The 22,607-nt window shown below is 42.0% G+C and carries 25 protein-coding genes; 21 read left to right on the top strand and 4 right to left on the bottom strand.

From position 1 onward, the window contains the following. The first annotated feature begins 328 nt into the window (after window positions 1-328). From AC1DIV_RS10650 to AC1DIV_RS10610, 9 genes are all read left to right on the top strand, one after another. Window positions 329-1,921, top strand: coding sequence for a spore germination protein (locus AC1DIV_RS10650; protein WP_477576354.1), 1,593 nt, complete (start codon window positions 329-331; stop codon window positions 1,919-1,921). Beyond that, window positions 1,918-3,168 (top strand): Ger(x)C family spore germination protein, encoded by a 1,251-nt coding sequence (locus AC1DIV_RS10645; protein WP_477576353.1) that lies wholly within the window; start codon window positions 1,918-1,920, stop codon window positions 3,166-3,168. Before AC1DIV_RS10650 ends, AC1DIV_RS10645 begins: the two co-directional genes overlap by 4 nt. After that, the gene (locus AC1DIV_RS10640) at window positions 3,165-3,386 is read left to right on the top strand and encodes a hypothetical protein (protein WP_336865379.1); all 222 of its coding nucleotides are present in this window, start codon (window positions 3,165-3,167) and stop codon (window positions 3,384-3,386) included. Before AC1DIV_RS10645 ends, AC1DIV_RS10640 begins: the two co-directional genes overlap by 4 nt. Window positions 3,387-3,437: 51 nt before the next feature. Further along, window positions 3,438-4,529 (top strand): GerAB/ArcD/ProY family transporter, encoded by a 1,092-nt coding sequence (locus tag AC1DIV_RS10635; protein WP_340874578.1) that lies wholly within the window; start codon window positions 3,438-3,440, stop codon window positions 4,527-4,529. Between the two features lie 196 nt (window positions 4,530-4,725). Then, window positions 4,726-5,832 (top strand): GerAB/ArcD/ProY family transporter, encoded by a 1,107-nt coding sequence (locus AC1DIV_RS10630; RefSeq protein ID WP_323598936.1) that lies wholly within the window; start codon window positions 4,726-4,728, stop codon window positions 5,830-5,832. 269 nt (window positions 5,833-6,101) lie between these two features. Continuing rightward, the gene (locus tag AC1DIV_RS10625) at window positions 6,102-6,839 is read left to right on the top strand and encodes an extracellular solute-binding protein (RefSeq protein WP_445670155.1); all 738 of its coding nucleotides are present in this window, start codon (window positions 6,102-6,104) and stop codon (window positions 6,837-6,839) included. 21 nt (window positions 6,840-6,860) lie between these two features. Further along, window positions 6,861-7,334, top strand: a complete 474-nt coding sequence (locus AC1DIV_RS10620; protein ID WP_340874581.1) for a hypothetical protein — start codon at window positions 6,861-6,863, stop codon at window positions 7,332-7,334. A 78-nt stretch (window positions 7,335-7,412) separates the two neighbouring features. Further along, window positions 7,413-7,967: an RNA polymerase sigma factor gene (locus AC1DIV_RS10615; protein ID WP_264896411.1), complete on the top strand. Its 555-nt coding sequence runs from the start codon at window positions 7,413-7,415 to the stop codon at window positions 7,965-7,967. Further along, on the top strand, window positions 7,968-8,693 hold the full coding sequence (locus AC1DIV_RS10610) for an anti-sigma factor (protein ID WP_340874583.1): 726 nt from the start codon (window positions 7,968-7,970) through the stop codon (window positions 8,691-8,693). A gap of 121 nt (window positions 8,694-8,814) precedes the next feature. Here AC1DIV_RS10610 and AC1DIV_RS10605 read toward each other — a convergent pair whose 3' ends face one another. Together AC1DIV_RS10605 and AC1DIV_RS10600 are read right to left on the bottom strand one after the other, a co-directional pair. Continuing rightward, the gene (locus tag AC1DIV_RS10605) at window positions 8,815-8,937 is read right to left on the bottom strand and encodes a hypothetical protein (RefSeq protein WP_340874585.1); all 123 of its coding nucleotides are present in this window, start codon (window positions 8,935-8,937) and stop codon (window positions 8,815-8,817) included. A 77-nt stretch (window positions 8,938-9,014) separates the two neighbouring features. Continuing rightward, window positions 9,015-9,233: an AAA-type ATPase lid domain-containing protein gene (locus tag AC1DIV_RS10600; RefSeq protein ID WP_477576351.1), complete on the bottom strand. Its 219-nt coding sequence runs from the start codon at window positions 9,231-9,233 to the stop codon at window positions 9,015-9,017. A gap of 101 nt (window positions 9,234-9,334) precedes the next feature. On the opposite strand from AC1DIV_RS10600, the gene AC1DIV_RS10595 reads away from it, so the two are divergent. Continuing rightward, complete coding sequence (locus tag AC1DIV_RS10595; RefSeq protein ID WP_477576349.1) at window positions 9,335-10,030, top strand: YjjG family noncanonical pyrimidine nucleotidase; 696 nt, start codon at window positions 9,335-9,337, stop codon at window positions 10,028-10,030. A 92-nt stretch (window positions 10,031-10,122) separates the two neighbouring features. Here the strand turns inward: AC1DIV_RS10595 and AC1DIV_RS10590 are convergent, their stop codons facing one another. Next, window positions 10,123-10,671, bottom strand: coding sequence for an MFS transporter (locus AC1DIV_RS10590; protein WP_477576347.1), 549 nt, complete (start codon window positions 10,669-10,671; stop codon window positions 10,123-10,125). Then, a complete protein-coding gene (locus AC1DIV_RS10585; RefSeq protein WP_477576346.1) occupies window positions 10,602-11,423 on the bottom strand; it encodes an MFS transporter in 822 nt (273 codons plus the stop codon). The genes AC1DIV_RS10590 and AC1DIV_RS10585 overlap by 70 nt, the downstream gene beginning before the upstream one ends. A 467-nt stretch (window positions 11,424-11,890) precedes the next feature. Between AC1DIV_RS10585 and AC1DIV_RS10580 the strand changes: the two genes are divergently transcribed. The 11 genes from AC1DIV_RS10580 (at window position 11,891) to iolG (ending at window position 22,581) form a co-directional block, all read left to right on the top strand. After that, the gene (locus tag AC1DIV_RS10580) at window positions 11,891-12,070 is read left to right on the top strand and encodes an IDEAL domain-containing protein (RefSeq protein WP_034315231.1); all 180 of its coding nucleotides are present in this window, start codon (window positions 11,891-11,893) and stop codon (window positions 12,068-12,070) included. Between the two features lie 290 nt (window positions 12,071-12,360). Beyond that, window positions 12,361-12,489 (top strand): hypothetical protein, encoded by a 129-nt coding sequence (locus tag AC1DIV_RS10575; RefSeq protein WP_260359184.1) that lies wholly within the window; start codon window positions 12,361-12,363, stop codon window positions 12,487-12,489. Window positions 12,490-12,666: 177 nt separating this feature from the next. Next, complete coding sequence (locus tag AC1DIV_RS10570; protein ID WP_053533860.1) at window positions 12,667-12,987, top strand: antibiotic biosynthesis monooxygenase family protein; 321 nt, start codon at window positions 12,667-12,669, stop codon at window positions 12,985-12,987. 640 nt (window positions 12,988-13,627) lie between these two features. Then, the gene (locus tag AC1DIV_RS10565) at window positions 13,628-13,831 is read left to right on the top strand and encodes a hypothetical protein (protein ID WP_477576345.1); all 204 of its coding nucleotides are present in this window, start codon (window positions 13,628-13,630) and stop codon (window positions 13,829-13,831) included. A 29-nt stretch (window positions 13,832-13,860) separates the two neighbouring features. Then, window positions 13,861-15,330: a CoA-acylating methylmalonate-semialdehyde dehydrogenase gene (locus AC1DIV_RS10560; RefSeq protein WP_477576343.1), complete on the top strand. Its 1,470-nt coding sequence runs from the start codon at window positions 13,861-13,863 to the stop codon at window positions 15,328-15,330. Between the two features lie 72 nt (window positions 15,331-15,402). Further along, window positions 15,403-16,218: a 5-deoxy-glucuronate isomerase gene (gene iolB, locus AC1DIV_RS10555; RefSeq protein WP_477576341.1), complete on the top strand. Its 816-nt coding sequence runs from the start codon at window positions 15,403-15,405 to the stop codon at window positions 16,216-16,218. Between the two features lie 22 nt (window positions 16,219-16,240). Next, window positions 16,241-17,218, top strand: a complete 978-nt coding sequence (iolC, locus tag AC1DIV_RS10550) for a 5-dehydro-2-deoxygluconokinase (RefSeq protein ID WP_054397601.1) — start codon at window positions 16,241-16,243, stop codon at window positions 17,216-17,218. Window positions 17,219-17,250: 32 nt separating this feature from the next. Next, the gene (iolD, locus tag AC1DIV_RS10545; protein WP_477576340.1) at window positions 17,251-19,161 is read left to right on the top strand and encodes a 3D-(3,5/4)-trihydroxycyclohexane-1,2-dione acylhydrolase (decyclizing); all 1,911 of its coding nucleotides are present in this window, start codon (window positions 17,251-17,253) and stop codon (window positions 19,159-19,161) included. Window positions 19,162-19,178: 17 nt separating this feature from the next. Next, window positions 19,179-20,066 (top strand): myo-inosose-2 dehydratase, encoded by an 888-nt coding sequence (gene iolE, locus AC1DIV_RS10540; protein ID WP_477576338.1) that lies wholly within the window; start codon window positions 19,179-19,181, stop codon window positions 20,064-20,066. Between the two features lie 22 nt (window positions 20,067-20,088). After that, window positions 20,089-21,501 carry a sugar porter family MFS transporter gene (locus AC1DIV_RS10535; RefSeq protein WP_477576337.1) on the top strand — a complete coding sequence of 471 codons (1,413 nt, stop codon included), beginning with the start codon at window positions 20,089-20,091 and terminating at the stop codon, window positions 21,499-21,501. Between the two features lie 48 nt (window positions 21,502-21,549). Next, window positions 21,550-22,581 (top strand): bifunctional inositol 2-dehydrogenase/D-chiro-inositol 1-dehydrogenase, encoded by a 1,032-nt coding sequence (iolG, locus tag AC1DIV_RS10530; RefSeq protein WP_477576336.1) that lies wholly within the window; start codon window positions 21,550-21,552, stop codon window positions 22,579-22,581. The last annotated feature ends 26 nt before the right edge of the window (window positions 22,582-22,607 follow it).

Raw genomic sequence — 22,607 nt, 5'->3', positions numbered from 1 at the left:
ATGCAATGTATAAAAAAACAGAGGTATTTTTAAAAGCAATATCCATCCTTTAAAAAGTAACCCCTACTTTATGGTCCTGTGTAGCTTATTCAAAATACAATACTTAGCCAGAGACAGTGTTTTCGACTAATATATAGCCTCGGTTTTTGATATACCCTTTAGTCATTAATTACAAACAGGATATCACAAGAGTTTACGGTTTATTCAAAATCAACTAATAACATAGCTTTTCCATGAAAATTAGTTCATGCCGGAAACAGGATTTCCTGTATAAAATACCCTTAATGAAGAAACATAGAAAAATGGAGTTAGAGCGACCTGCAAAAAAATGGGGGTATTCAGCTTGATTCGTAATGTAGGTAGATTGTTAAGGAAAACGAAAGAAAAAAAATCCAGTGTACAGAATAATTACCAGGATTCTAAGCCTGCAGATGTACTTGCTGCGAATTTCAGTCAAAATGTAGAAACACTTCGTTCTATTTATGATAATTGCTCGGATGTGATGTTCCGTTCGTTTTTACTTTTCGGAAAGACGAGGGCCATGCTTATTTACATTGCGGGACTCTCAGACATCGAGGCGATAGAGCAATATGTGCTATCTCCACTCATGCAAGAGTCATCAAAAGAGCCACAGCCATTAAATGAGTTTATTGAACATAAAATGCCCGTCCCTAAAGTGGTAAAAGTGAATATGTTGGCGGATTGTATTGAATCGATTTCCTCTGGAAACCCGATCCTTCTATATGAAGGGGAAAGCGATGGATTTTCTTTAGGATTGTCCAAATGGGAAAAGCGGGCGATTGAAGAACCTATGGCAGAGGGGGGAGTTAGGGGGTCACGAGAGGGATTTATTGAATCTCTGGAAGTAAATACGTCCCAATTGCGACGTATTATTAAAAGTCCTGCCCTTAAAATACAATCAATGAAGATTGGAACTCTTACCAGGACGAATGTTTCGATTGCTTATATTGATGGCCTTGCGGATAAAACACTGATTGAAGAGATTACAACCCGGTTGGAACGAATTAAAATAGACGGAATTTTAGAAAGCGAGTACATCGAGGAAATGATTGAGGACAATCCGTATTCACCTTTCCCTCAGATCATGACGACAGAACGGCCGGATGTAGCCTGTTCAAGCTTGCTCGAGGGACGGGCTGTCATTCTTGTGGAGGGAACTCCCTTTACTCTGATTGCTCCAATATCCTTCTTTTCTTTAATTCAATCACAAGAGGATTATGCTCAACGTTTTATGGCAGCCACTTTTATCCGTTGGTTACGTTTTATTTTTATGGGATTATCTCTTTTGCTTCCGTCCCTATATGTTGCTATTTTGACGTTCCATCATGAGGCGGTCCCAACCGCACTCCTGCTAAGCAGCGCGGCATCCCGGGAATCGGTCCCTTTTCCTGCAATTGTAGAGGCATTGGCTATGGAAATTACCTTTGAAGCACTAAGAGAGGCAGGGGTTCGATTGCCGAAGCAGGTAGGTTCTGCTGTCAGCATTGTTGGCGCTCTAGTGATTGGTCAAGCTTCCGTACAAGCAGGGTTGGTTTCAGCGCCAATGGTCATTGTGGTTGCGATTACGGGAATCGCTTCTTTTATGATGCCTCGTTATATTGCCGGAATTGCTTTCCGGATGCTGCGTTTTCCAATGATGCTGCTTGCCGGTACCTTAGGACTGCTCGGCATCATGATGGGGATCATTGCCATAGTCATTCACTTATGCAGCTTGCGTTCTTTTGGCGTTCCCTACTTAACGCCACTGGCACCGTTAAAAGGACAAGAGCTGAAAGATGTGCTGTGGAGAGCTCCTTGGTGGATGATGGATACACGCCCGCGCCTCACAGGGGATTCTAATGTATACCGTCAAGCCCCGGAACAGAGTCCAAATCCAAATAGGGGGAGTGAAACGGAGTGAATAATGGTTGGAGGAGAACAAAGATATGGGGGAAAGTAAAGAGGCGTCATTTCTTGAAAAGCGTCCTTCTTTTGCTCGGTATTAGTGGAACAACCCCTTTTCTAAGCGGTTGTTGGGATCGAACAGAAATCACTGATTTGGCGATTGTCACAGCAGCAGCCATCGATAAGAAGGATAATAATCAAATCGAACTATCCATCCAAGTCTTTATCCCAAGTTCAATAAGTGGTGGAGGGGGCGGTCAAGGAGGAGGGAGCAGTCAAGGAGGGGGTGCGGTTACGACATTGGTAAGATATGAAAAAGGCTCCAATATTTCAGATGCATTGTCTAAGCTTCAGAGCAAGCTTCCGCGAAAAGTATTTTGGGGACATTGTAAAATATTTGTATTCGGTGAACAGTTAGCGAAGGAAGGAATTCAAGAGCAGCTGGATTTTTTACTGCGTCATCCGCAGCCAAGAGAGAAAGCAAATGTGTATGTCAGCAAAGGGAAAGCAAAGCCTATCCTTGAATCTTTGCCACCCCTGGAAAACTATTCAGGGGAAGTGCTTAGAGAACTATCAGATTTACATATCGGGATGCTGGTCACAATGCAGGATTTAGATGAAATGTTAACGGGTATACCTCAAGCGGCCGCACTTCCATTCGTTAAAATTTTACCACCAGGGAAAGGTCAAACGAAATTACAGGGAATTCCTTACATTGTCGGGACAGCCGTATTCAAAAAAGATAAAATGACTGGGATGATGACGGAAAAAGAAACAAGAGGGCTATTGTGGTTAAGGGATGAAGTGGAATCATATACCGTGACCATAAAACCCAAAGGGGTGAAAGGGAAGATATCTTTAAGTCCAGTGTCAGCCAAAGTCAAGATCATTCCGCAAATTATCAATGAAAAATGGAAATTATTAGTGAGGGTGAATACAGATGGATCTGTTATACAAAATGGAACGAATTTAAACCTTTCAAATCCTAAGTCTCTAAAAGCTGCAGAACGAGCATATCAAAAAGATATAGAAAAACGCATCGAGATGGCTTTTCTGAATACTCAGCATAAGAAAGCGGACATTTTAGGGTTAGGTAAAGATTTCTATCGGAAATATCCTAAACAGTTTAATAAGGTCGATAACCACTGGGATGAGATATTCGCAGAAATGGAAGTGGAAGTCGATGTTGCGGCCCATATTCGAAGACAGGGCTATATAAACAAACCGGCAGGATTGTCTGAGGAAGAGGTGAAGGACAAATGAGATGGGGAGCTTTTTTTTGTACAAGCGTGGTTGTAGCTCTAATCATTTTGTATGAATGGCCGAGAATGAAACAGAATCCTAAAAAAGATAAAATGGCCTTTCTTACACTGCTCCTCACTGGCTTGATTCTGTCCATGTTCAATCTCCCACAGATGTCAGGACCCACTCAATGGATCGAAGCTCTTTTCAGGCCATTTGGAGAGTTTATGGAAAAGTGAGTCTATCAGTCGGTTGCATGATTTCAAATTATGACAGAAGGGAGGAAGCAGATGGAGAAAGGGAAAATTTCATCATTACAGATGGCATTCTTGATGTATCCGACGATTGTGGCAACGGCCATTCTCGGGGTTCCAAGCATCACAGCGAAATATGCCAAAACTGATTTATGGCTGTCTCCCATTTTTGCTGCGCTCATAGGGTATCTGACGGTGTATATCGCTTATAAACTGCACCAGCTGTATCCAAAACAAACGGTGATCCAATTCACTGAAAAGATCATTGGTCGGATTCCGGGGAAAATTTTCGGTTTTTTACTCATGTTTTTTTATATCCAGAACACGGGGCTACTCCTTAGAGGCTACGCAGAATTTGTTGTCGGCTCTTTTCTGGTAAATACCCCGATTAGTGTGATCATGGCATCGATGGTGCTTCTGTGTGCGTTCATCGTACGCGGGGGAATAGAAGTGTTGGGGCGAGCTGCCCAATTGTTTGTACCTGTTTTCATTTTTCCAATCTGTATCTTAATCCTTTTGCTGATTCCCGATCTTGAATTCAAGAATATATTCCCGATATTGGCGGATGGTATAATGCCCCCAATCAAGGGTGCGATTGTACCGGGGGGATGGTTCAGCGAGTTTTTCCTGATCATTTTCCTCCTTCCTTTTTTGGCGGATATGAAAAAAGGGATGAAATCCGGTATGAAGTCTGTTTTTGCCGTGATGATGACGTTAATTGTGGTGAATCTTACGGTTCTTTTTGTACTCGGGTCAACAACATCCACAAAGCTTTACCCCTTGATGAATGTATCTCGATACATCAGTTTTGCCGACTTTTTTGAACATGTAGAGTCCGCCGTCATGGCGGTATGGATAGTGGGGGCGTTTGTAAAAATTTCAGTTTTTTATTATGCATCTGCTTTAGGTACAGCACAGTGGCTGAATCTCTCCGACTATCGTCCTGTTGTATGGCCGATAGGGATTTTGATTGTCATATTCAGTTTGTGGTCGTTGCCTAGCTCTGTGGATGTCAGTCGTAATGATGTCAACGTCTTCCCTTTACAAGGAATTTTGATGCAAACGATTATTCCTCTGTTATTGTTGGTGATTGCTGTTGTAAGAAAAAGAAATCGTAAAGGAACTTAAACAAGCTGACTGGGCATTTTTTATGCTAAATATCCTATCGTTTAGGTGCTACACATGTCGTACTCGCGCAGAAGGCAGGACGTACTGAATGGATTAATCTCTTTATGAAGCCGTTTGAAGAGTTTATGAAAAAGTAAATCTATCGGTCGGTTGCGTGATTTAAAATTTACATACTATCACAGAAGGGAGGAAGATGATGGAGAAAGGGAGAATTTCATCTCTGCAGATGGCATTCATGATGTATCCGACGATTGTGGCAACGGCTATTCTCGGTGTTCCAAGCATCACAGCGAAATATGCCAAAACTGATTTATGGCTGTCCCCCATTTTGGCGTCTCTCATCGGATATGCGACGGTGTATATCGCTTATAAACTGCACAAACTTTATCCGAAACAAACGGTTATCCAATTCAGTGAACAGATCATTGGGCGGATTCCGGGGAAAATTCTCGGTTTTTTATTCTTGTTTTTTTATATCCCGATCACAGGGCAAATCCTAAGAAGTTACGGAGAATATATTGTCGACTCTTTTCTGGTCAAAACCCCAATTAGCGTGGTCATGGCATCGATGATACTCCTCTGTGCCTTTATCGTATGCGGAGGGATAGAAGTGTTGGGGAGAGCTGCCCAATTGTTTGTTCCTGTTTTTATCATTCCAATCCTCCTCTTAATCATCTTACTGGGCCCTGATCTTGAATTTAAGAATATATTCCCGGTATTGGGGAATGGAATTATGCCTCCAATCAAGGGTTCAATTGTACCGGGTGGATGGTTCAGCGAGTTTTTTCTGATCATTTTTCTACTCCCTTTTTTAGCGGATATGAAAAAAGGAATGAAACACGGGATGATGACTGTGTTTGCCGTGATGGTGACGTTAGTTGTAGTGAATCTTATCGTTCTTTTTGTACTCGGATCAACAACATCTACAAAGAATTATCCCCTGATGAATGTATCTCGGTACATCAGTTTAGCCGACTTTTTTGAACATTTGGAGTCCGCCATCATGGCCGTATGGATAGTAGGAGCGTTTGTCAAAATTTCTGTGTTTTATTATGCGGCTGCTTTGGGTACCGCGCAGTGGCTGAATCTCTCCGACTATCGTCCTGTGGTATGGCCGATAGGGATTTTAATTGTAGAATTCAGCTTTTGGTCGTATCCTAGCGCTATGGATGTCAGCCGTTTTGATATCATCGCCTTCCCTTTTTATGGGGTTTTGATGCAAACGTTGATTCCTCTGTTATTGTTGGTGATAGCTGTTGTTAAAAGAAATAGACAGAGAAAAAAGGGAAGCAATTCAAGCTAACCTTTTCTGCCACTTGGTTAAGAGGATTGAAAGAGTATGTAATTAAAGTCATGCCCCATTCGAATGGATACTTTTTCGAATGGGGTGTTTTTGTCGAGAAAAAAGAGAAATGCTTAAAATCATCAGATGTATTTGCAGCAAGTTTAAAAAAATAACAATTTTTTTCAAACCGTTTTGAACTTTGACCCGTTATCTATAGTACAAAGATTTTTTAGAAGGGAGAGAAGAGAGATTTGAAAAAGCTCATTTTTGTTGGATGTTTATCATTAATGCTAGTACTGTTAGGATTTTCACCGGAAATGGTTCCGAAACGGGGCCATGCTGTCGACGGCGTCGTGAAAGTCTATGGACCAGGTGGACCTCTTGGACCTATCAAGGAAGCGGGGGAGCAATTCACCAAAGAAACGGGGATAAAGGTAGAAGTAACAGCGGGACCCGAAGAAAAATGGATTGATCAAGCCAAACAGGATGCGGATATCATATACGGAGGGTCCGAGTATATGCTAACAGATTTTATGCATGATCATCCGGAGCTCCTTGATGAAAAGGACCGTACAGAATTGTATTCACGGTCTGCTGGAATCCTGGTTAGAAAAGGAAACCCAAAGAATATACAGTCTTTGGAGGATTTAACGAAGAAGGGCGTAAAGATTGTTGATGTTAATGGAGCCGGGCAACTGGGGCTATGGGAAGATTTGGCCGGAAGAAAAGGATTGATTCCTGGAATTAGCAGGAATATTGACATTTCAGTGAGATCCAGTGCAGAAGTTATCGATCTATGGAAGGCAAATTCTAAATTAGACGCCTGGATTACATATGAATCCTGGCATTACCGTCTAGCGGATGTGACGGACCTGGTTCAGCTCCCTGAGGAAGACAAGCTTTATAGAGGAACACCGGTAAGCATAACAAGAAAAAGTGATAATAAGAAAAAGGCAAAACAGTTCATTGATTATCTTAAAACGGAAAAATCCCATCAAGTGTTTCAAAAATGGGGATGGAAGTAAATTGACGAGGAGTGAGCGCATATGAAAAAAAAACGGATGGTATTTTCAGTTTTTATGATGGTCCTAGTTTTGGCGGCATGTGGAAATGAAGCTAATGATTCACCTCAAAATGATCAAGTGGTTACTGGTACTGCTAATGAAAAAGCAATGACCCTGAAATTAATGGAAAGTGAAACAACAGGCGAATACCTTGCTGATTCCAAAGGAATGACACTTTATTTTTTCAAGAATGATAAATCAGGAAAAAGCAATTGCATGGGTGATTGTCTGAAAAAATGGCCGCCATTCATGGAAAGGGATTTTGCTGTCCCTAAAGGATTTGAGGAAAAAGACTTTGGAACCATGAAAAGAGAAGATACAGGGGAAGAGCAGGTAACGTACAAAGGATTTCCACTCTACTATTTTGTGAATGATAAGGGAGCGGGAGATGTCAATGGCGAAGGTGTGAAAAATGTTTGGTATATTGTAAATGATAAGACGGTTTTTCCAAAATAAGAAAAAGGAACGATCAGTGATGGTCGTTCCTGTTACACGTTTTTTTCCAAATTTACTTGTGAGGAGTTGCAGGTGCGATTGAAAGAAAAACTTGATAAGGAATTGATGGCATTAGTCATGAAAAAGCATCGTCCTGCTCTGGAAGAACTTTATGACCGGCATATTAAATTAATCTATGGTTTTATTTTTAAGTTCACAAATGGAAATGCTGAAAAAACTAAAGAGATCGTGCAGTTGGTCTTTTTAAAGCTTTGGACCACAAAAAGCAGTTACAATTCCGAAAAGGGGCACTTTGTAAGCTGGCTTTTGACCGTTACACGAAATGTGTGTGTGGATTATGTCCGTAAAGACAGCGTTCATAACCGGAATAACAAACACATGGACATGAGTCATCCGATTGACATAGAAGATCCTAATAATGCTATAGAAAATGGGCTATTATACAGTGAAATCGCCAATGCAAAAAGTAAGTTAAGCAAGCCGCAAAAAAGGCTGATTGATCTACTGTATTGGAAAGGGTACTCGTTAACGGAAATTGCCAAAATTGAAAATGAACCGATTGGTACCATCAAGAGCAGACTTCACCAGTCGCTAAAATTGTTGAAAAAGTATTTGGAAGTAGGTGGTTTGTAAATGAATACAGAGTGCGCTAACCTGCTTTCATTTTTATCGGGTGAACTGGGAGAAAAAGAAAAAAAGGCATTCGCGGAACACTTAATTCAATGCTCTGAATGCACTAGGGAGTATGAACAAATGACGGAAGCCTGGGATTCATTGAAATGGGATTTCGAAGAAATGGAACCTTCTTCTTCCCTGAAATCAGAGGTCATGAATTTTGTCTTTGAGACTGATGATGAAGTTCCGGTGAGAAGGGGAAAGAAATGGAGTGGTTTTTTCTTTAAGCAGTTTACACCAGTAACTTCAGGGCTTTTGTTGGCTGTTCTGGTTTTGTTATTTGTGCTGTTATATTCCAATATTCAACTGAAAAAAGAACTTGCAGCTATCAATCTGCTGCCGACGGAGGTTAAAACGTCGCTATCTTTGCAGCCTGCCAATAAGACGGCAGTAAAGATGAATACGGATGGGGCTGCATACATTTTGCAGCAAGGTGAAGAAAGAAGGTTAATCGTTCAAATTCAGAATTTACCTAGCCTTCAAGAGTCCGAGGTGTATCAGGTGTGGCTGCTGAAAGATGGAAAACGGAGAAATGCAGGCACTTTCAAGCCTGATGAAGCAGGTACAGGATCATTGACATACAAACTGTCCAGAGATGATAAATTCAATCAAATTGGCATAACAAGAGAACCGGACTCAAATAGTACAAAGCCGAGGGGCGAAAAAATAGTGGGATCTTCATAAAAATAAGGGACTTGCCCGCAAAGGGGAAGTCCCTTATTTATTATTCGTACCTGAATTTAATAGCTTAGTTCTTTAAACAAGAAGAAATAGTGATTACAATGGAAGCTCATTTTCATGGTACCTATTTATTCATTAAGTCCTCACAGTACTCCCGGATCAATGCCGAGGCTTTCGTTTGGCTGATAGAGAGGTCCTTCGCGACTTTCCTTGATGATTTGTATGTTTGGTAAGATTTCCTGATCAATATCCGTTTCGTTTCATCAAGTGCTTTATCGAGTGACGTGGGGAGATCAATCTGTGTGACCTGTTCAACGTTCTCGGTTATATTTCAGGCAAGTCGGACATTAGGATAACGGAGTCACTTATTAAGACCAACCGTTCAATCAAGTTTTCGAGCTGGCGTACATTGCCGGGCCATGAATAATGAATTAATAGGTTCAAGCATTCTTCCGAAATGACTTTATTTTCATGATACCTTTCATTGAACTTATTTAAAAAATTGTACGTAAGGGGAATGATATCTTCTTTACGTTCCCGCAATTTTTCCAAGCTTGCAGTATGTATTTACCATGAATTTGCATAATTAATACGAAATTAAAGGAAATGTGTTAAGTTGGACTAAAATGATTATGGGGGCAGCGATGAAATACGAAATTATTTTATTTGATGTTGATGATACTTTGCTAGACTTTGGAATATCGGAAAAGAAAGCAATGCATGAAGCCTTTTTAGAGTTTGGTTTGCCAACAGGGGCGGAGGATTATGCGGGATGCTACCAAGAAATCAGTAAGGTATTATGGAGGGATTTGGAACGGGGGCATATAGATTTAACGATTCTGGGAGTGGAAAGGTTCAAGCGGTTGTTCCTGAAGCATGGGCTTGATATGGATGCGGATGCGTTCAGCCGTGCGTACCTGGGACATTTGGGAAAGGAAATACATCTTCTGCCCGGGGCTATAGAGGTTTGCGAGAAGCTTGGAGGATGCCGGCTTGCTATTATAACGAATGGCTTCACGGCAGTGCAGACAGCAAGAATCGGCGGGTCAGCCCTTTGCAATACCTTTGAGACCTTGATAGTTTCCCAAGAGGCTGGGTTTCAGAAGCCTGATAGAGGGATTTTTGATTATGCATTTTCCAAGTTAAAGATCACAGATAAATCGAAAGCCTTGATAGTGGGTGACTCCTTGACTTCAGATATACAGGGCGGCTTGAATTATGGAATGGATACATGCTGGTACAATCCCCATCAAAAGGATAATGATCTGGGAATCAAGCCCACCTATGAAATCCGGACACTCACTGATCTTTTGGAGATTGTAGGAAGTAAACAAGTATAGGGAGGTATATGCATTGTAAAAAAACAGAGACCGCTTGTCCGAGTGATATGACATGCAGGCCTCTGTTATTAATCACGCCAGAGATTTTAGAATCAGTTCAAATCCAGCTTATGTGGTTTGAGTGTTTGATCCTTTTCTTTTCTTCTGCTGAAATGCGGGGATAATATACAAAGCGCCAAGGAAATCGCGAGACCTGCCATCATGAATCCGCCAAATACCAAAGGGGATGGGCCATATGAATCCGCCATGGCGGTCCAGATGAGCGGACCGAAACCTGCAATGGCTGCCGCGACCTGATAACCGACGGATAATCCAGTATAACGGACCTTGGCTGGAAAGAGCTCCGAGAATAATGTCCCTTGTGTGGAAAAAATGGCTCCCCAGATGACGCCGAGTACAACTGCCTGCATCATGTAGAACCAGCCAACCCCACGACCAATCATTGTGAAATATGGGATGGCCAAGACGAAAAGGAGAGTCAGGCCCCCAAAATAGATGATTTTTCGATCGATGAAATCTGAAATGTAACCAATGACAGGAATGGTAATCAGCATTGTAGCGCAGCCAATCGTTAAACCGGTAAGAGCTGAATCTTGGGAATAACCAAAATACAGCGTAGTAATGACGAGAACATAGGACATGATGAATACACATTGAAGAAGCCGTCCCCAATTTTTAGTCCGATCACTTGCAGCACACTTCTCCAATCGTGTTTCAACGTTTCAATAATGGGAACTTTCGCAAGATCACCGCTATCTTTCTGCGCTTTAAATTCCGGCGTTTCTTCAATGCCACTCCTTACCCAGATTGCCAACCCGATCAGTACACCGCTTAAAAGGAATGGAATCCGCCAACCCCAAGATAAAAATTGGGCATCGGTTGTCAAGGAACTGATGAGGGTTAGGCTGAACGAACCGGCAACCAAGCCGATGGGGACCCCTAGTTGGGGAATGGATCCATATAACCCACGGACACCTTTAGGAGCAGATTCCGTTGCCAATAGGATGGCTCCGCCCCATTCTCCTCCCAAGGAAATTCCTTGAATCAACCTCAGCACCACCAAGATGGCGGGGGCGGCCAACCCAACCTGGGCATAAGTGGGCAGAACACCGATTAGCATTGAACTCCCTCCCATACCAATAAGGGTGAACATGAGTGCTGCCTTCCGTCCGATGCGATCACCCATATGACCGAAAAGGATGCTGCCGATTGGACGGGCCGCGTAACCAGCCCCGAATGTGACAAAGGCGAGAAGAAGTGAAATCGCTGGATCATGATTGGGAAAGAATAGCGTCGTAAAAACCAGGCCCGTTGCAGTCCCGTATAAATAGAAATCGTACCACTCAATAACGGAACCCGCTAAACTAGCGAAAAGAACTCGACTTTTTTTCATGATAAATGCTCCTTTAATGCTAAGTTTTTCATCAAAATTGTTTTCAACGATAAATAAAGCCGAAATGAACAAAAATGATGGTAAATGAATATAAGTAAAAAACTGGATTATTTAGATTATTTTAGAGGGCTTATCCATACCGGTCAATATATTTCTGACTTTTCTGAAAAAAATGAAGCGAATAACTTAGCTCCCTTCACCTGTAATGGAATATAATTAATTCTAAAGTAATGGAAATAAGCGATCCGATCTTCCCAGGTAAAATGACTAAGTGAATAAAAAGAAAATGTGTTACTGGTTAGAAATCCGAATATTTAGAAATTTCGTGTATAGAAGAGTGGCAAAGTGGAAATCATGTGGATAAGGAAATGAAAAATGAAAAAGAGGAAAGGATAAGATTTTAATAAATAATAATAATCTCCAAGTTATTTAGTATAATAGAAAAAAGGTTAAGGAGTTGGTTTCGTATGGAGAAGCAATTGCCAGGAACATCGCTTGAACCTGAAGAGATGGCTGAAATGGTTTTAAAAAAGGCCCTTAGTGATTACCGGAAAGCACAAATCGAAAAAGAAATCGATGACTCATTAAGAAATCGTGATAAGGAAGAGTTCCTACGTTTAACTGAAATATTGAAGGGCATTTCCTGAAATTTTATTCTCTGTGAACAAGACAAGTAGTTATGATATGGAATGTACACTGAAAAGCCAGCACAGCTGATAACCATAAATATGCTGAAGAGAAAACTTCATTTACCTGGAACATACTAAGTAAATAGCAATCTATAGTATTATAATATTTTACATTGTAAGCGCTTTCTTGTATAATCAAATAAAGAAACGATGGAGAGAAGAGTGTAAGTGTGCTAATGGCGGGATTCACAGGTATTAGTTGCTGAAAAGTTCATGCACCGGGATAAAAACTAAAAGGGGGAAAAGTTATGAAAAAGAATGGAGTGTCTTTAGTTGAATTTGTTCAGGAGGATCGATTCGAACTCAGCTCCTACATTACATCTTTATTTAACAAACTGAATGACTATGTTCCCAAAAGTCTTAAAGATAAAAGGTGAGTGACAATAAAAAATGGATCAGGAAGATATGCAAAACTTCCTGATCCATTTTTTATTTTGTTTTTGGGAATCAGAGTTTTAAGTAGTGCACTTAAGTAAAAGTCTCATTAATTGACAATGAGAATCGTTATCGAATAAAATGATTCAATACAAGTATATCGATTGGAGTTGTTCATATTGTTCGTTCAGATGAGAAAAATGGTGGTAAAAGAAGGTAATGCAGAACAAGTAGTAAAACGATTCAGTGGGGAAGGAATCATAGAAAAGCAGGAAGGGTTCATCGATTTAAGTGTAATGGTGAAAAAAGTGCGACGCGGGGATGAAGAGGTCATCATTATGATCAATTGGGAGTCGGAGGCGCATTGGAAGCAGTGGGAAAAGAGTGAAGCCCATATCGCAGGCCATAAAGCAAACCTAGGGAAACCAAAGCCTGAATATATCGTCAGTTCGGAAGGATCATTATATGAAGTGAAGGCTATTAAAAAGGCAGTGAAATAACTGACCTTAAGCAGCCTGTTTTAAATTCCGTACAAATAAGTAACTGGGTGAAATATCCCATTTCTCAATCATCTTGTTAGGATAAGGATACGGAATGGTTAACATTCACATATAATAGCTTACCTTCACTAAAATTCAGGCTCCCATTATGGGTGCCTCTTTTTGTTGATGAAATCTCGGGATAGGTTATGTAACTCCAAGTCTGTTGATATAGTAAAATATCATTTATTTTCATTGAAAAGAAGATATTCATGGAAATGTAAAGAAAAGGGGAGCAGGAAGGTAGTCTGAAAAGTTTACATATTACATATATGAAAGACTAAGGATTTTATTCTTAGGTTATCTGGAATTCCTATGATAAAGTCAATTGAGTTTAGGAATATTAATATACCAAAATACCACTACCGATATCGATAAAGTATTGGTCAGTTTTTAAGACCGCTGAAGATGTTTTTTATTAAATAATCAAGCACATTTCCATATTTATCAATGTTTTGAATGCAGAGAAGATAGAATATTTTAAAAAATGTAAAAAAAGTGTTTACAGGGAAAATTTTTCATTGTAGTATTTCCTTATAAAGTAAATGAAATCGATTTCATCCCGAATCAAGGTTATGTACAAGCTATAACTTAAGGGGGGGTGGATTGGTCCTTACTTTTTCTTAAGGTGGACCCTAGGAAAATAAATGAAATCGATTTCATTCGCAAGAATAGGAGCTTGAATATTAGGATTAAGCTAGAAAATTTATTGATTGATCCTAAAAAAACATGGAAGGATTTCTTCCATAGTCAAATGAAATCGATTTCATTGGCGGCGATTGTTTATACTGGCTTGATGATCTAACAAAATACTTTTTTTAAGGAGGAAAAAACATGTCTTCAGTAACACATGAGGTGAAAAAATTAAAAAATTATATAAATGGAGAGTGGATTGAATCCGCTTCAAAGCAAACGGAAATCGTGTTAAACCCTGCAACTGGTGAGGCAATTGCCGAGGTGCCACTTTCCACTAAGGAAGATGTGGATCGTGCGGTCCAAGTGGCGAATGAGGCATTTAAAAAATGGTCGCAGGTTGCTGTCCCGAAACGGGCTCGCATATTGTTCAAATATCAACAGCTTCTTGTGGAAAATTGGAAAGAACTTGCTAAACTGGTCACTATCGAAAATGGTAAAAGCTTAACGGAATCGATGGGTGAAGTACAGCGTGGCATTGAGTGCGTAGAGTTTGCGGCGGGTGCACCTACGCTGATGATGGGAAAACAGCTTCCGGATATCGCGACAAACATTGAATCGGGTATGTACCGTTACCCAATTGGTGTAATCGGCGGTATTACCCCTTTTAACTTTCCAATGATGGTTCCTTGCTGGATGTTCCCGCTTGCGATCGCATGTGGCAATACATTTGTGTTAAAGCCATCTGAACGTACACCTTTGCTTGCAGCACGCATTGTGGAACTGTTTGAGGAAGCAGGTCTTCCTAAAGGAGTACTGAACATTGTCAATGGAGCACATGACGTGGTTAATGGGCTTCTGGAGCATGAAGATGTGAAAGCTATCTCCTTCGTCGGTTCACAGCCAGTGGCAGAATATGTGTATAAAACAGGCACGGCTAACTTGAAGCGCGTCCAGGCTCTTGCGGGAGCGAAGAATCACTCGATTGTCTTGAAAGATGCCAATCTTGATATGTCGGCCAAGGAAATAACAAGTGCGGCTTTTGGGTCGGCCGGTGAGCGTTGCATGGCCGCTGCGGTTGTTGTCGTAGAAGAAAGTGTAGCGGACGAGTTAGTTGAAAAATTGAAACAGGCAGCTGATGCCATTACGATCGGGAATGGTCTGGATGACGGCGTTTTTCTAGGACCTGTGATCCGGGAAGGAGCTAAGAAGAGGACTATTGATTACATCGAATCAGGTATAGCTCAGGGCGCGACCCTAGTACGCGATGGCCGTAAAGATGAGGCAGCAAGCGGCAATGGATATTACCTCGGAGCTACGATTTTTGATCATGTTACACAGGAAATGAAAATCTGGCAAGATGAAATTTTTGCACCAGTGCTCTCCGTTGTCCGTGCTAAAGATTTAACGGAGGCCGTTGAGATTGCCAATGCTTCAGCACTGGCAAACGGGGCTTGCTTATATACGGACAGTGCAGCTGATGTACGCCAATTCCGTGAAACGATCCATGCCGGAATGCTGGGCATAAACGTGGGTGTTCCTGCACCGATGGCATTCTTCCCATTCTCTGGATATAAAGATTCATTTTATGGTGATCTTCATGCGAATGGAACCGATGGCGTTGAGTTCTATACACGTAAAAAAATGGTGACTGCACGCTACGTGAAATAAGTGAATGAAAAAGACATTGCAAGATGGCCCGTTTGGATACGGGCCGGATTTTTTGAAAACAAGGAGGTACATATGAGTAAACTGCTTCAAAAACCGGAAAAACAAGAGGTCGCTGAAGGTGTTACAATCATTCAATCAGTTACGAAAGGAAATTCTCCTTTAGAATATGTTGAATTCAAAATAGTGGAGTTGGCTCAGGGGGCGGAATATTCAGAATTATTAATCAAAAAAGAATGCTGCATTGTCGCTCTTACGGGAAAAATCAATGTGACTGTAGGCGAAGATGTATACCATGATTTGGGTACAAGAGAAAGTGTATTTGATAAAGTGCCGACTGATAGCATTTACGTGTCAAATGATAGGGGTTTTGGATTGGAAGCGATAACCGAGGCCAGAGTGGCGCTGTGTTATTCGCCTTCCGATAAGCAACTCCCAACTAAATGGATTAAAGCGGAAGATGTTGACGTGGAACATAGGGGCATTTTGAGCAATAAGCGGTTGGTCCATAATATATTACCGGATTCAGCTCCGTATGCGAATAGCCTTCTCGTTGTTGAAGTATATACAGAAAGCGGAAACTGGTCGAGCTATCCTCCGCATAAACATGATCGGGATAACTTACCAAATGAGTCATTATTGGAAGAGTCCTATTATCATGAAATGAATCCGTCTCAAGGATTCGTCTTTCAGCGAGTATATACAGATGACCGTTCAATCGATGAGACCATGTCAGTCGAAAATGGCGATGTCGTATTTGTACCGGCCGGTTATCATCCGGTAGGGGTACCTGACGGTTATGAATCCTATTACTTGAATGTCATGGCCGGTCCGGCAAGGACATGGAAATTTCACAATGATCCCGATCATGAGTGGATCCTGAATCGTTAAAGGAAAAGGAGCTGTTAACCTGATGAACTATACTTTTAATATCGATAAGGAATTTGACTTGATTGCCATTGGTCGGGCCTGCATCGATTTGAATGCCAATGAATATAACCGTCCGATGGAAGAGACCATGACATTCACAAAATATGTGGGCGGTTCACCTGCCAATGTTGCAATTGGAAGTGCAAAATTAGGCTTGAAAGTCGGATTTGTCGGTAAACTTGCCGATGACCAGCACGGCCGTTTCATCGAATCTTATATGCGTGAGGCAGGTGTTGATACTTCGAATATGATAATCGATCAAGAAGGGCATAAAACGGGTCTTGCCTTCACGGAAATTAAAAGCCCTGAAGAATGCAGTATCCTGATGTATCGGGATAATGTAGCCGACCTTCATTTAGCACCTTCGGAACTGGATGAAGAATATATCAAAAAATCAAAGATCTTATTGGTTTCAGGGACGGCTTTAGCAAAAAGCCCATCACGTGAGGCAGTTTTAAAAGCAGTTAGCCTTGCGAAAAGAAATGATGTAAAAGTCGTATTTGAATTGGATTACCGTCCTTATACATGGAATTCCATTGAAGAAACGTCCGTTTACTATTCGTTAGTCGCAGAGCAATCAGACATTTTGATTGGCACGCGTGATGAATATAATGTTATGGAAAATACCGCAAAAGGTACAAATGAAGAAACTGTCCGTTACTTGTTTAAACATTCCGCAGACCTGGTGGTCATCAAACACGGTGTCGAGGGTTCATATGCTTATGCCAAATCAGGAGCAATTTTTACAGCGAAGTCCTATAAAACGAAAGTATTGAAAACATTCGGCGCAGGGGATTCCTATGCTTCTGCTTTCTTATATGCGTTAGTGAGAGGCAAAGGGATTGAAAGCGCTTTGAAGTTTGGCAGTGCTTCCGCTTCCATAGTAGTAAGCAAGCATAGCTCATCAGAGGCCATGCCCGTAGCAGAAGAAATCGAGGGTTTGATAGCCGAACGCGTGTAAGGAATTTATCTACATAGAGGGGTGAACAGAAGATGGGAACAGTGAGGTTGACGACAGCCCAGGCTTTAATCAAGTTTTTAAATCAGCAGTACATTCATGTTGATGGTGAGGAGTCTCCTTTTGTAGAAGGGATATTTAATGTATTCGGCCATGGGAATGTCGTTGGTATCGGTCAGGCACTCGAACAGGACGCTGGCCACTTGAAAGTGATTCAAGGAAAGAATGAGCAAGGGATGGCTCACGCAGCAATTGCCTACAGCCGGGAAATGCTCCGAAGGAAAATTTATGCAGTCACTACATCTGCCGGGCCAGGCTCGGCAAACTTGATAGCTGCGGCGGGGACTGCACTTGCCAACAATATTCCTGTCCTCCTACTTCCTGCTGATACATTTGCGACACGTCAGCCGGATCCGGTTCTTCAGCAACTTGAGCATGAGCATAGTACGGCCATTACTACAAATGACGCTTTTCTGGCAGTATCAAGATATTGGGATCGCGTCACTCGCCCTGAGCAGCTCATGTCCAGTCTGATCCGGGCCTTCGAGGTGATGACAGATCCCGGGAAAGCCGGCCCAGCGACGATATGCATCTCACAGGATGTAGAAGGGGAGGCATTCGATTTCGATGAACATTTTTTTGAAAAGCGCGTCCATTATTTAGATCGGAAAGCTCCAGTTGAACGGGAACTGCAAGGAGCTGCCGAGAGAATTAGAGCAAGTAAGAAGCCGATCATCATCGTTGGTGGCGGAGCAAGATATTCCGGAGCTCGGGATATTTTGATGAAGCTGGCGGAAAAGCATAACATTCCACTTGTGGAAACACAGGCAGGTAAATCGACGGTGGAATCAAATTTTCCTAAGAATCTGGGCGGCGTGGGCATTCTCGGTACGATGGCTGCCAATAAGGCCGCCCGCCAAGCAGATCTCGTAATTGGTGTCGGGACCCGCTATACGGACTTTACGACTTCTTCCAAAACTGCATTTGATTTTGAAAGAACAAAGTTTTTGAACATTAACGTCAGCCGCCTTCAAACTTATAAATTAGATGGATTTCAGGTTGTCGCCGATGCAAAGGAGGCGCTTGAAAACCTTGAAGCGTTACTAGTGGGCTATGAAACCGAATATGGGGAAATGCTTGGAGATTGGAAGGCGGAGTGGCTTTCCGAACGGACCCGTTTAAGTACAGTCACTTTTAGCCGTGAAAATTTCAAGCCTGAAATCAAAGACCAGTTTACACAGCAAGTCTTGAATGAATATTCGGATGCATTGAAAACTGAATTGGCCCAATCAACTGCGATGGTCACAATAAACGATACGATCGATCCGGAAAGTGTGGTGGTCGGTTCGGCCGGATCACTTCCGGGTGACTTGCAGCGCCTCTGGCATTCAAGCGTGCCAAACACTTACCATCTTGAATATGGTTTCTCCTGCATGGGCTACGAAATTGCAGGAACTTTAGGAGCCAAGCTTGCTCATCCAGACCGGGAAGTCTATGCAATGGTAGGGGACGGCAGTTTTCTGATGCTTCATTCGGAATTGATCACAGCCATTCAATATAATCATAAAATCAACATTCTATTGTTTGATAATTCAGGATTTGGCTGCATCAATAATCTGCAAATGGAGAATGGCAGCGGAACATATTGCTGTGAGTTCAGAACACATGATAACCAAATCATGAATATTGATTACGCAAAAGTAGCCGAAGGGTATGGAGCCAAAACTTATCGGGCCAATACTGTCGATGAGCTGAAAGCTGCATTGGAGGATGCAAAGAAACAAACGGCATCTACATTAATAGAAATGAAGGTTCTGCCGAAAACGATGACGGATGGTTATGACTCCTGGTGGAATGTTGGCGTGGCAGAGGTCTCGAAACGGAAAAGTATACAAAGGGCATATGAAGCGAGACAAGAGAAATTAAAAATGGCCAAACAATATTAAAAGGGGGAAGTCGGAAAATGCAGGAGATTTCGTGGGGGATTGCCCCAATTGGCTGGCGTAATGATGACATACCGGAAATCGGAGCTGAAAACACCTTATCCCACCTTTTAAGCGATATTGTCGTGGCAGGATTTCAGGGGACCGAGGTAGGAGGTTTCTTCCCGGAACCGGAGGTCCTGAATAAAGAGCTGAAGCTTCGGAACTTAAAAATAGCCGGTCAGTGGTTCAGCAGTTTCATCATCCGTGATGGCATCGACAAAGCAGAACAGGATTTCCATGAACACTGCAAATATTTACAGGCTGTCGATGGAGATGTAGCGGTAGTATCCGAACAAACTTACAGTATCCAAGGCGAAAGGTACGATGTATTTAAGGAAAAGCCCCGCTTTACTGATGAAGAATGGGGAATATTGTGTACGGGCCTGAATCGGCTAGGGGATATTGCAGGACTTTACAACTTAAAACTGGTGTATCACCACCACATGGGGACGGGCGTCCAGACACTGTGTGAAATTGACCGCCTTATGGAAAATACCGAAAAGAAAGTGCAACTGTTATATGATACTGGACATATTTATGTATCGGATGGCGATTGCATGTCACTTCTGCAAAAGCATATCGACCGCATTGGGCACGTTCATTTCAAGGATGTGAGGCATAGCGTGCTGGAGCAGTGCAGAAAAGTTGGGAAATCATTTCAAGAATCTTTTTTAACCGGCATGTTCACAGTGCCTGGTGACGGCTGCATTGACTTTGTAGAAGCTTACCATACATTACTGGAAAATCATTATAAAGGCTGGATTGTAGTAGAGGCGGAACAAAATCCTTCCGTTGCCCATCCATTGGAATACGCATTAATAGCTCGCAAGTATATAAATGAAAGGCTGCTCCTAGTTCAAGATTAAAAACGGGAAAGAAGTGATTAATTTGAATAATGATGGAAATCAAATGGCATTCTTACGCAAGATTATTATTATCTCGACGTTAGGCGGTCTTTTGTTCGGATATGATACAGGTGTCATTAACGGTGCCTTGCCGTTCATGTCCGAAGCGGATCAACTTAACCTCAATTCACTTACGCAAGGACTTGTTGCCAGTTCACTTCTTTTAGGCGCGGCACTTGGAGCTTTTCTGGGAGGCAGGCTTTCGGATTATGCGGGCCGCCGAAAAAACATTCTTTTTCTTTCGGTACTTTTTTTCTTTTCGACTGTTGGATGCACGTTTGCACCGAGTGTTACGGTCATGATTGCCTGCCGTTTTCTACTCGGCATTGCGGTAGGCGGTGCGTCAGTAACCGTTCCTACTTATTTGGCGGAAATGTCTCCAGCTGAACGACGTGGCCGGATCGTCACCCAAAATGAATTAATGATTGTTAGCGGACAGCTGCTTGCATTCATCTTCAATGCCATTCTTGGGACAACGATGGGTGACAGTTCACATGTTTGGCGTTACATGCTGGCCATTGCATCGCTTCCAGCCATACTTCTTTTCTTTGGCATGATCAGGTTGCCTGAAAGTCCAAGGTGGCTTGTGTACAAGAACAAAAATGAAGAGGCCCTGAATGTTTTGAAAAGAATACGTAAAATGGATGAGGCAGAATCGGAATTTCAGGGAATCAGAGCCACATTCGAAAAAGAGAACCATGTTAAAAAAGCTACCTTTAAAGATTTGAACGTCCCATGGATACGGAGAATCGTCTTTCTTGGAATCGGGATAGCCATCGTTCAGCAAATAACGGGCGTTAATTCCATCATGTACTATGGTACCCAAATTTTAAAAGATGCAGGGTTTGAGACAAAAGCTGCTTTGATCGGGAATATTGCAAACGGTATCATTTCTGTTTTAGCAACATTTTTAGGTATTTGGCTGCTTGGTAAAATCGGGCGCCGTCCAATGCTCTTAACGGGTTTGATAGGTACTACGACCACATTGTTATTGATTGGCGTCTTATCTTCCCTTCTTGAAGGGACGGCTGCCCTTCCCTATATCATTTTGACCTTGACTGTCACTTTCCTTGCCTTTCAGCAGGGGGCCATTTCACCGGTTACCTGGTTGATGCTTTCAGAGATCTTCCCGCTTCAAGTTCGTGGGCTCGGTATGGGTGTCACCGTATTTTTCCTTTGGGTCGTGAACTTTCTAATCGGCTTAACATTCCCGGTTTTACTAGATAAAGTCGGATTGTCTACCACATTTTATATCTTTTTCGCTTTTGGCATCATGGCTATCACCTTTGTGAAAAAATGTTTACCCGAAACGAAAGGACTTACACTTGAACAGCTTGAACAGAACTTCCGCAATCATGGAAAAGAACCTGCAAAGGAAATGACAAAAATAATTTAAGAGTTATAGAGTAATAAACCAGATATCCATAAAAGGAGGAATATGATCATGACATTAAATTTTGGTGTAATAGGAACGGGTGCCATCGGCAGGGAGCATATTAAAAGAATTACAGACAAATTATCCGGAGGGAAAATTGTGGCTGTAACCGATGTGAATGAAGAGGCGGCAAGGCAGGTCGTGAAACAATATGGACTTGAAGCACTTGTATATCCGGATGACAAATCACTGGTAAACTCGGAAAATGTCGATGCAGTGCTTGTTACGAGTTGGGGGCCAGCACATGAGCAAAATGTATTGAGTGCAATTGAGGCTGGCAAATATGTGTTCTGTGAAAAGCCACTGGCGACAACGGCGGAAGGCTGCAGGAGAATTGCAGAAGCGGAAATGAAATACGGGAAGCGTTTGGTGCAAGTTGGTTTTATGCGACGTTATGATAGCGGTTACGTACAACTGAAACAAGCCATTGATAGAAATGAAATTGGCGAGCCGCTTATGGTCCGCTGTGTACACCGCAATCCAGAAGTGGATGAAAAATATACGACGCAAATGGCGGTCGTTGATACATTGATTCATGAGATTGATGTATTGCATTGGTTAATCAGCGATGATTACAAATCAGTTCAAGTCATTTACCCGAAGAAAGCCAGCCGCGCGCATGGTAACTTAAAAGATCCCCAACTTATCATAATGGAAACGAAGAGTGGGATTGTCATCCAAGCTGAAGTATTCGTGAATTGTAAATATGGCTATGATATCCAATGTGAAGTCATTGGTGAGGACGGTGTTGCATATCTCCCTGAACCAGCGAGCATCGTAACAAGGAAAGGCGCTAAACGGAGCACGGATATCTTGGTAGATTGGAAGGACCGTTTCAGGGATGCATATGACATAGAATTACAGGATTTCATAGATTCCATTGTAAAGACAGGTCAGCCGAATGGTCCGACTTCATGGGATGGATACATTGCTGCTGTAACAGCTGATGCTTGTGTAAAAGCACAAGAGTCCGGACAGAAAGAATCCGTTGACCTTGAAGAGAAGCCAGTTTTTTATACGGGAAAAATTACTGTTCAGTGAACGTGATTATGCATTGAACGAAAAAT

It is taken from the genome of Peribacillus sp. 05N428 (assembly GCF_056397085.1).
Note: the sequence above shows the minus strand (reverse complement) of the source record. Positions and strands in the feature narration are given on the sequence as shown.

What these genes read in the sequence shown, in the direction of transcription:
- AC1DIV_RS10610 (WP_340874583.1), top strand. Translation starts at nt 7,968, where the DNA reads ATGAATACAGAGTGCGCTAACCTGCTTTCATTTTTATCGGGTGAACTG.
- AC1DIV_RS10640 (WP_336865379.1), top strand. Translation starts at nt 3,165, where the DNA reads ATGAGATGGGGAGCTTTTTTTTGTACAAGCGTGGTTGTAGCTCTAATC.
- AC1DIV_RS10585 (WP_477576346.1), bottom strand. Translation starts at nt 11,423, where the DNA reads ATGAAAAAAAGTCGAGTTCTTTTCGCTAGTTTAGCGGGTTCCGTTATT.
- iolG (WP_477576336.1), top strand. Translation starts at nt 21,550, where the DNA reads ATGACATTAAATTTTGGTGTAATAGGAACGGGTGCCATCGGCAGGGAG.
- AC1DIV_RS10635 (WP_340874578.1), top strand. Translation starts at nt 3,438, where the DNA reads ATGGAGAAAGGGAAAATTTCATCATTACAGATGGCATTCTTGATGTAT.
- iolC (WP_054397601.1), top strand. Translation starts at nt 16,241, where the DNA reads ATGAACTATACTTTTAATATCGATAAGGAATTTGACTTGATTGCCATT.
- AC1DIV_RS10625 (WP_445670155.1), top strand. Translation starts at nt 6,102, where the DNA reads ATGCTAGTACTGTTAGGATTTTCACCGGAAATGGTTCCGAAACGGGGC.
- AC1DIV_RS10590 (WP_477576347.1), bottom strand. Translation starts at nt 10,671, where the DNA reads ATGTCCTATGTTCTCGTCATTACTACGCTGTATTTTGGTTATTCCCAA.
- AC1DIV_RS10620 (WP_340874581.1), top strand. Translation starts at nt 6,861, where the DNA reads ATGAAAAAAAAACGGATGGTATTTTCAGTTTTTATGATGGTCCTAGTT.
- AC1DIV_RS10575 (WP_260359184.1), top strand. Translation starts at nt 12,361, where the DNA reads ATGAAAAAGAATGGAGTGTCTTTAGTTGAATTTGTTCAGGAGGATCGA.
- AC1DIV_RS10650 (WP_477576354.1), top strand. Translation starts at nt 329, where the DNA reads ATGGGGGTATTCAGCTTGATTCGTAATGTAGGTAGATTGTTAAGGAAA.
- iolB (WP_477576341.1), top strand. Translation starts at nt 15,403, where the DNA reads ATGAGTAAACTGCTTCAAAAACCGGAAAAACAAGAGGTCGCTGAAGGT.
- AC1DIV_RS10580 (WP_034315231.1), top strand. Translation starts at nt 11,891, where the DNA reads ATGGAGAAGCAATTGCCAGGAACATCGCTTGAACCTGAAGAGATGGCT.
- AC1DIV_RS10595 (WP_477576349.1), top strand. Translation starts at nt 9,335, where the DNA reads ATGAAATACGAAATTATTTTATTTGATGTTGATGATACTTTGCTAGAC.
- iolD (WP_477576340.1), top strand. Translation starts at nt 17,251, where the DNA reads ATGGGAACAGTGAGGTTGACGACAGCCCAGGCTTTAATCAAGTTTTTA.
- iolE (WP_477576338.1), top strand. Translation starts at nt 19,179, where the DNA reads ATGCAGGAGATTTCGTGGGGGATTGCCCCAATTGGCTGGCGTAATGAT.
- AC1DIV_RS10630 (WP_323598936.1), top strand. Translation starts at nt 4,726, where the DNA reads ATGGAGAAAGGGAGAATTTCATCTCTGCAGATGGCATTCATGATGTAT.
- AC1DIV_RS10560 (WP_477576343.1), top strand. Translation starts at nt 13,861, where the DNA reads ATGTCTTCAGTAACACATGAGGTGAAAAAATTAAAAAATTATATAAAT.